Raw genomic sequence first — 7,318 nt, forward strand, 5'->3', positions numbered from 1 at the left:
AGAATGAGGGAGACCTTGCCGTCTCCCAGAATCGACGCCCCCGAGACGAACTCCAGGGAGGCGAACTCCTTGCCCAGGGGTTTCACCACGATCTCCCGACGCCCCAGAACAGCCCGGACAGGAAGAGCCTTGATTTGTTGCTCCAGCTCCATGACCACCATGAGGGTTCCGTCGAAACTCCGCTCGAACTCCCCGGGACAGCCAAACACGGCGTCGACGGGAATCACCGGGACCACGTTCTCCCGGACGCGGAGCATGATCTCCCGCCCTCCCACGCTGATCCACTGCCCGTCCTCGGGCTTGAGGATCTGTTTCACGTGCAGGGTGGGCAGAATATAGTGCTCCCCGAAGATGTTCACGATCGTTCCGTTCAGGACAGCCATATTAATGGGGATCTTGAGGACGAAGGTGCACCCCTTTCCGGGGGTGTTGCGGATCTCCACCTTGCCCCCGATGCGGGAGATTTCCGTGCGCACCACATCCATGCCGACACCGCGCCCCGAAACAGTGTTCGCCACCGCAAGCGTAGAGAAACCCGGAAGAAAGACAAAACCGAGAATCTCCTCTTCACTGTAGTTTCTGGAAGGATCAGCGAGGTTTTTTTCCTGAGCTTTCCGGAGAATCCCTTCGGGGTCCATGCCCCTTCCGTCGTCGGCAACCTCGATGAAGACATTTCCCCGTCTGCTGTACGCCGAAACGGTCACGGTACCCTGACGGGTCTTTCCGCGGGATGCGCGGTCCTCCGGGCTCTCGATACCGTGGGAGATGGCGTTCTTCACCATGTGCACAAGAGGATCGAGGAGTTTCTCCGCGACACTGCGATCGATCTCGGTATCCTCCCCGGAGATGACGAACTCCGCATTTTTCCCCAATTCCTGAATCGTATCCCGGGCGATGCGCTGGAGTTTCTGGAAGGTGGACCGCAGGGAAACCATGCTCAGGGACATGGCGAGGTTCTGCAGTTCACGGGTGATGCGGGACATGCGAAGCAAATGGGACACCAGGCTGTCGTTGGGGCCGAAGCGGGTCACGACCTGCTGTTCCACCTGAGACTGGGTGATGAGCAGCTCGCCGAGCATGTCCGCCAGGTTGTCCACTTTATGGGTGGAAATGCGGATGAGTTCCCCCGACGCAGTCGTGTTCCGTTGCGCACTTCCTCCCGGCAGGACCTCGCGGGGTGCGGCGTTTTTCCGCGCATTCCGCGCTTCCGACGGCGCCGATTCCGGGGAAGGCTCCATGCCGCTTTCCGCCGGGGCTCCCGGCGCACCTTCCTCACCATCCCGGAGAGAACGAGCCTCCTCGTTACGCGACACTTCCGGCGAGGGGAGCGACGCGGAAATGTTTTTCCCATCACCGGATGCACCTGACGGCATCGCCTTTTCGCTGGAGGAAAGGCGACACGCCTGGCCGGGAACTGCCCCTTCCTCTTTTTTCCAGTTCTCAAACCCGAGAAGATGCGAACGTACCTCTTCAAGAAATGCGGCGTCCCGGACGAGCCGTACATCGTTACAGATTCTCCCCAGGAGATCCGCTCCTGCGAGGATGGCATCCACCACCCGCTTGGAGGGACGGATGTTCCCCTTGCGGCACTCGTCGAGAATCGTCTCGACGGCATGAGCGATCTTCTGGACCAAGGATTGATTGACGAATCCCGCAAGTCCCTTGATGGTGTGAAAGGAACGGAAAATGCCGTGCACCATGTCGCAGTTTCCAGGATCGTTTTCCAATTCCAGCACACCGAGTTCGATACTTTCCAGATGTTCCTTGGTCTCCGCGAGAAAATCCTCCAGGAATTCGGAAAAGCCGCCTCCCTCCGCCTTGTCCTCTTCTCCGTCGATGAGCCGACGCACAACATCCCTTTCGTCCGGCACGGCTCCACCCCCAGTTTTGTCCACTCTCGACATCGCGCCGTCTTTGAAAACCCGTCAGCCGAAAAAAAATCCCCGTTCTTCCGGAACGGGGGGTCACTCCACGGACAAGCGTACCGTCATCTGATCCTGATCGAAACGAAACTGAAGCACCCTGGAGGGAACACGGCTTATCATGAGGAAAAGCCGCTCCCCCAGCACCACCGTGGGAGGGGAAATCTGGATGGGAACCGGGTTGTTCAGTTTGAGCACCGCCGACGCGGAAAGCAGGTTGCCCAGCTCTCCCAGAGCGCTCTTGGCCATGGCATCCAGGGATTCCACCGGCATCCCCCCCATCATGGAGGAAACGACCCGCACCGCAGACGGCCGGGAGAACCCGAGGAGCACGTTGCCCCGCAATCCCTGGGTGAGACCGATGAGGACATTCACCGGATTCGCCGACGTCAGTCCCGGCTGCTCCATCTCTCCCGCGAAGACAGGTGTCAGTCCGAACATGGGAAGCGTCTCGTTCACCGCCGCCTCGAAGGTGTTTCGCAGTTCCATCGCCTACACCCCCTCGAAGCCGACGTCCAGACGAACGATCCCCCTGCCCCCCGCAAAGGCGAAACTCTCGCTGCGGATGGAGGGAGTGGTGATGTCCATGTGGCGCCCCGCGAGAATCGCCGGCGGGGTAAGGCGGAACTCCATCCCCCGATGGGCGTTGTTGATGACCGTGATGGCCCGACCGCAGAACATGTTCGTGAATTCTCCGATGAAAAAATAAAGATCCGTCGTGGTCTCCAGCGGCTCTCCGTTCATGCCCTCCGCGATGTCGCGGATCTGTTCCGCGTCACCGTCGAGCAACACCCGTCCCTTCAAGGATTCGTCGCCGGAAATCATGCCGAGAATCACCGCAACCCGCTCCGCCGAAGGGGGCGGAGCCTGGCCGGACAGTTCGAGCAGCCCGCTCCGCCGCCTCTTTGGCGACATCCAGAAACGCGTCCCGAACGGACGTGAGAAGAAAGGCGCGGTCAGGCGGCGCCATTGCTCACACTCCCTCCCGAAGGACATCGAAGATAGCCCTTCGAAGCTGCGTCGCCTCGAAGGGTTTCGTCAGAAAGTGGCTCACACCGAGATTCCGGGCACGCTGCACCAGGTCCTCGTCTCCCATGGCGCTGAGCATGATGACCCGCACTCCCGGATGTTGTGCCGCCAGGACTTCCGCCGTCTCCAGACCATCCATCACAGGCATGGTGACATCGAGCGTCACAATGTCCGGACTGAGTTGCGCCACAAGGTCCAGGCAGATTCTTCCGTTCTCCGCTGTTCCCACGATTTCGATGCCGTCGTTCCCCGCCAACGCTTTTTTCACGGCCTTATGGATGAACGGGGAATCATCTACCACGAGAAGCCGAATTTTCTCACCCATTCCCGTTCTCCTTTCCCTTGTCATTTCACGCGGCACAGCGCAGTCGCGCCTTCGTCTTTTCCGCGCTCTGACATTTTTTCAAAAATATCATCAAGATCTCCATGGGGCATCTTTTTCAGAAAGAGCCCTGCTCTTTTTTCAGGCGATTCTAGACACTGCAACAATGCTACACTCTGATGAAATCCGTCAAAATCGTACCACCTGTCTCATTCCCGTCAAGCGAGGCTTTTGGGGGATTTTTGCAGTTTTTTTCCACCCCATTCCGAACGGAGCAGGGAATGACACCACTGTCCCAGAAAACGGCCCCGGGCGAACTCGTAGTCACGGAGAAGCCCCTCGAAAGCGAATCCCAATTTCACGAGAAGTGCCCTGGAACGTTCGTTTCCCTCCGTGACAAGTGCTTCGATACGATGAAAATTCATTTCTGAAAAACCGTATCCAATCGCTGCGAAGAGCGCCTCAGTCATGATCCCCTTTCTCCAAGAGGCCTTTCCGAGTTCGTATCCCAGCTCTCCCCGCCGATGTTCCCACCGCACATTGTGGAAACCGCAGGTGCCGAGCAGGGTCCCCTTCGTCTTGCAGGTGATTCCCCAGCGGATACCCATTCCCCTGTCGAAAAGCCCTCCCAGAAGATCGACCATGTCACGAGCCTCGGCGAGAGTCCGCATCGGATCGAGCGTCAGATATTCCATAACCTCAGGGTCCGACCAGTGACACAACAGCTCCTCCGCGTCGTCCGCCACAAGGCACCTCAAGCGAAGACGCGGCGTTTCGAGTTCCGGGAACGTACTCATTGGAAGCCTCCTCGTACGGCAGGATCCACCCTTCCGGGAGCGACGACACCCCGGGGAATGTCCTCCTCTGACTGTGGCCTTCGCGTCAACGACCACGCGCACGTCGGCCCCGCACTCCGCGGGTAGCTCCGACGTACCTCCTGCAGTATACTTGATGCTGGAGGGCTTTGCGGGGAAACGGAACGCACGGGATGATTCCGTCGACATTCCCCAAGGCCACTCGAACGAACGACAGGAAATCGAGGTGTTCATCATCGACTGGAAAGGGACTCTCCCGCAACATCTCTTCAACATCGACCAACAGGGATACGTTTCCGCCGAAGCCGAAACGGTCCGCTACCCTGATGGCCTGGAGCGCATCGACTGCGGCCTCGGCACAAATCCGACAGGAATGCCCGCCGCGGTCCGCGCAGAGCTGGAGCGATTGAGCACATGCGCTCTCTGCGACTACCCCGCGCCCGAACCGGAGGATCTCAAAAAGGGCATTGCGGCAACCTATCCCTGCTGGCAGGTGAAGCCGGAGCAGATTCTCCCCGGGGCAGGCTCCATGGGCGTCCTGGTGACGCTTCTGCGGCTGCTGCTCCGCCCCGGCTCCGTTCTTGCAGGCCCTTCGCCCCAGTTCACGGACACGGTTCTCCAGGCGCTCTTCAACGAGGCTTCCTATGCTCCGGTTCCGCGTTCACCTCCCGTCTTCCGCCTGACCGCAGGCCCCCTCCTCGAAGCCGTCGAAAAGGCTCCGACACTGCTTTACCTTGACCGCCCCCACAACCCGACCGGCCAGGTGCTCCCTCTGGAGGACGTGGACAGACTTGCCCGCCGCGGCATGGAAAAAGGGGTGTGGATTCTCTCCGACGAAGCCTACGGGGACTTTCTGCCCCCCGAGGAATCAGCCTGTCGCCTGCCCCATCCAAACCTGGTGACCTGTCGCTCTTTCTCGAAAGGGCTGGGAGGCGCAGGGCTCCGGGTGGGATATGCCGTGACACGCAACGAAGACCTCGCCACCCTCTTTCGCCGGATTCAGCCCCCCTTCGCCGTAGGCACCCTTGATGCGGCGTTGGCGCTGGCTGCCCTGGAGGACACTTCCTTTCTGGAGGAAACCCGCCGCTACGTGCGCTACGCCAAAGAGCGGACCCTGGAAGCCCTCCGGACGAAGGCGGAGTGGACCGTGGCGGAAACCGACCTGCGCGTGCCCATCTTCTTTCTGTCCCAGGAATCGGGAGACCTTGTGCGGTGCCTTGCCGCAGTAGGCATTCTCTGCGAAGCCGGAAGCGGCTACGTGGGACTGGACAACCGCCGTGCGAGGCTTCGCGTTCCCTCTCCGGACAAGCTGGAACTCTTCCTGGAGCGCATGGGAACCATATAGCATTTCTTTTTCTTATTGAAGAAAGGGCACTTTCCGGGAAATCTCCGGCGACCACACCCCGGATCGGTTGTCACCGTCGGTTCCGGAGAAGGCCGCAGGCACAGGGAAAGTCCTTGTGTCCGCTGGAGAACCCGGAAACCGGCCACATAACGCCGCAGAAAACAGGAAATGCCCTCCGGGATGGATCCGCCGGAGGGCATTGCAATCTACCGTGTTTTCGAGCGGGAGTGCAAGATCTGAACGCCGCTCAAGCCTTGTTCAATTTGCTCAGTTTGTAAAGGCCGATGGTGAACAGTCCCACTCCCTGGAGAATGAAGAAGGCCCAACTGATGGTACCGTACCCCTGGGCGATCAGGCCGATGAGCCCGAAATTGGAGATGCCCAGCCCCGCAAGGGAAAGTCCCGCTCCCACGAGCCCCCGGGCGGTGTTGCTCATGCCGTGGCCCCTCTTGGCGATGAGGGACGAATTGATGCGCTCGTTGATGGAGTGAAAAAAGCCGACACCGGTCTCGATCATCGTCCCGAAGAGGATCACCAGCCACACGGGAAGCAGAAAAGGAATGCCGAATTTGTCGATGATCCCGTTGATCGGGATCTCCATGCTCAGCACGTCAGGATAGAACCCGATGGTGACGAAGTAGAAGAAAAATCCGGGCAAAATGCAGATCACCGCCGCCGAGATCCCCGAAATGATGGCTTCCCGCCGGGTTTCCAGGTAATTGAGGGAGAAGAGAACCGTGGACGTCACGGCGATGTTGTAGAAGGCATACTGAAATCCGCCCATGGCCCAACCCGGCTTGACAATGTCGGCGGCGAAGTTGGCCGAAATGGCTCCTCCGAACCTTGTGACCCCCACGAAAAGGAAGAATGCGTACACGCCGTAGAGAAGATAGGACCACCAGGAAAGAGCCACCTCGATGGCCCGGCTGCCGCTGTAGGTCAGGTACGCCACTGCCACGAGGAAGAGGCCGGAGCCGACCAGGGATGGAATGCCCAGCGTATCCCGCAGAATGCTTCCCGACGCGGCGCCCACCACACCCATGATGAGAAAAAGAAGGACGATGAAGCACACTTCGTAGAGAATCCACCCCTTGCCGATCAGTTTTTCGAAGAAGGTGCGGTAATCGTACGCCTTGAAAGCCCGGGCGAACTCAAAGCTGAGCGCGAACAAGGCAGCCCAGAGCACCGTGGTGAGACACATGCCCATCAGCCCGCCCGTGGGACCGTACTGCACGAAATACTCCACCAGCTCGCGTCCCGTTCCGTAGCCGCCGGCGATGAGAACGGACTGCGCGATGAAACCGGGGAGCAGATATTTTTTGTACCAGGAATAGTCCATGAAAAAAGACAGCGCGCTTTTCTTCTTTTCTTCAACCATGTGGCATTTCCCCTCCTTGCACAACATATGGCTTCGCTCCGCCATAGAACATCTCCCGGCGACGGAACCGTTTCGTACCGTCACCTCTTCCGCTCGTCTCGTCTCGTTCACGCCCGGTCGCGCGCTCTTCCACTCCCCCTTTCACAAAAAAAGGTCCCGCCGAAGTTCAGCGGGACCCTGCCTGTTCTGCCATACGACACGTCAGCCGTCAGACATTGCAGGAGGAGTCCCGGAGGCGAACATAAAATAGGAATACCATACGGTGCGGAACGGAAAGGTAAACCCATATCCCACGAGACATCACCCCTTTTGACAAGTAGTATGCAGTGTGGCTGATTAGGGGCAATCTTAGAGCCGCGTACGTTCCCTGTCAAGCTCCTTTCGGAAGGACCGGCATCGATCCGCGCCTCAAAGTCCATCCCTCGCTCTCATCCTGATCACGCCACATCCTTGCGTAAATCCCTTTTTTCGCAAGGAGCTCCTCGTGGGTTCCGCACTCGGCCATCC

7 protein-coding genes are annotated in these 7,318 nt (G+C 59.2%); 1 reads left to right on the forward strand and 6 read right to left on the reverse strand.

The window, feature by feature from the left end:
* The 5 genes from Q1K49_RS00255 to Q1K49_RS00275 all read right to left on the reverse strand — a co-directional run.
* Positions 1-1,871 (reverse strand): chemotaxis protein CheA (locus Q1K49_RS00255; RefSeq protein WP_300521385.1); only part of this gene is annotated, 1,871 nt, incomplete at its 3' end.
* 93 nt (positions 1,872-1,964) lie between these two features.
* Entirely contained in the window at positions 1,965-2,411 is a 447-nt protein-coding gene (locus Q1K49_RS00260; protein WP_300521388.1) for a chemotaxis protein CheX, read from the reverse strand.
* Positions 2,412-2,414: 3 nt separating this feature from the next.
* Positions 2,415-2,837: a chemotaxis protein CheX gene (locus Q1K49_RS00265; RefSeq protein WP_300521390.1), complete on the reverse strand. Its 423-nt coding sequence runs from the start codon at positions 2,835-2,837 to the stop codon at positions 2,415-2,417.
* Positions 2,838-2,895: 58 nt separating this feature from the next.
* A complete protein-coding gene (locus Q1K49_RS00270) occupies positions 2,896-3,276 on the reverse strand; it encodes a response regulator (RefSeq protein WP_213692438.1) in 381 nt (126 codons plus the stop codon).
* A 215-nt stretch (positions 3,277-3,491) separates the two neighbouring features.
* On the reverse strand, positions 3,492-4,070 hold the full coding sequence (locus tag Q1K49_RS00275) for a GNAT family protein (RefSeq protein WP_300521396.1): 579 nt from the start codon (positions 4,068-4,070) through the stop codon (positions 3,492-3,494).
* Between the two features lie 154 nt (positions 4,071-4,224).
* Between Q1K49_RS00275 and Q1K49_RS00280 the strand changes: the two genes are divergently transcribed.
* A complete protein-coding gene (locus Q1K49_RS00280; protein WP_300521399.1) occupies positions 4,225-5,433 on the forward strand; it encodes an aminotransferase class I/II-fold pyridoxal phosphate-dependent enzyme in 1,209 nt (402 codons plus the stop codon).
* Between the two features lie 247 nt (positions 5,434-5,680).
* Here the strand turns inward: Q1K49_RS00280 and Q1K49_RS00285 are convergent, their stop codons facing one another.
* Positions 5,681-6,811 (reverse strand): hypothetical protein, encoded by a 1,131-nt coding sequence (locus Q1K49_RS00285; RefSeq protein ID WP_300521402.1) that lies wholly within the window; start codon positions 6,809-6,811, stop codon positions 5,681-5,683.
* Positions 6,812-7,318: the final 507 nt, after the last annotated feature.

The organism is Aminiphilus sp., from assembly GCF_029975095.1.
GTDB lineage: Bacteria > Synergistota > Synergistia > Synergistales > Aminiphilaceae > Aminiphilus.

What these genes read in the sequence shown, in the direction of transcription:
- Q1K49_RS00285 (WP_300521402.1), bottom strand. Translation starts at nt 6,811, where the DNA reads ATGGTTGAAGAAAAGAAGAAAAGCGCGCTGTCTTTTTTCATGGACTAT.
- Q1K49_RS00275 (WP_300521396.1), bottom strand. Translation starts at nt 4,070, where the DNA reads ATGAGTACGTTCCCGGAACTCGAAACGCCGCGTCTTCGCTTGAGGTGC.
- Q1K49_RS00265 (WP_300521390.1), bottom strand. Translation starts at nt 2,837, where the DNA reads ATGTCGCCAAAGAGGCGGCGGAGCGGGCTGCTCGAACTGTCCGGCCAG.
- Q1K49_RS00270 (WP_213692438.1), bottom strand. Translation starts at nt 3,276, where the DNA reads ATGGGTGAGAAAATTCGGCTTCTCGTGGTAGATGATTCCCCGTTCATC.
- Q1K49_RS00260 (WP_300521388.1), bottom strand. Translation starts at nt 2,411, where the DNA reads ATGGAACTGCGAAACACCTTCGAGGCGGCGGTGAACGAGACGCTTCCC.
- Q1K49_RS00280 (WP_300521399.1), top strand. Translation starts at nt 4,225, where the DNA reads ATGCTGGAGGGCTTTGCGGGGAAACGGAACGCACGGGATGATTCCGTC.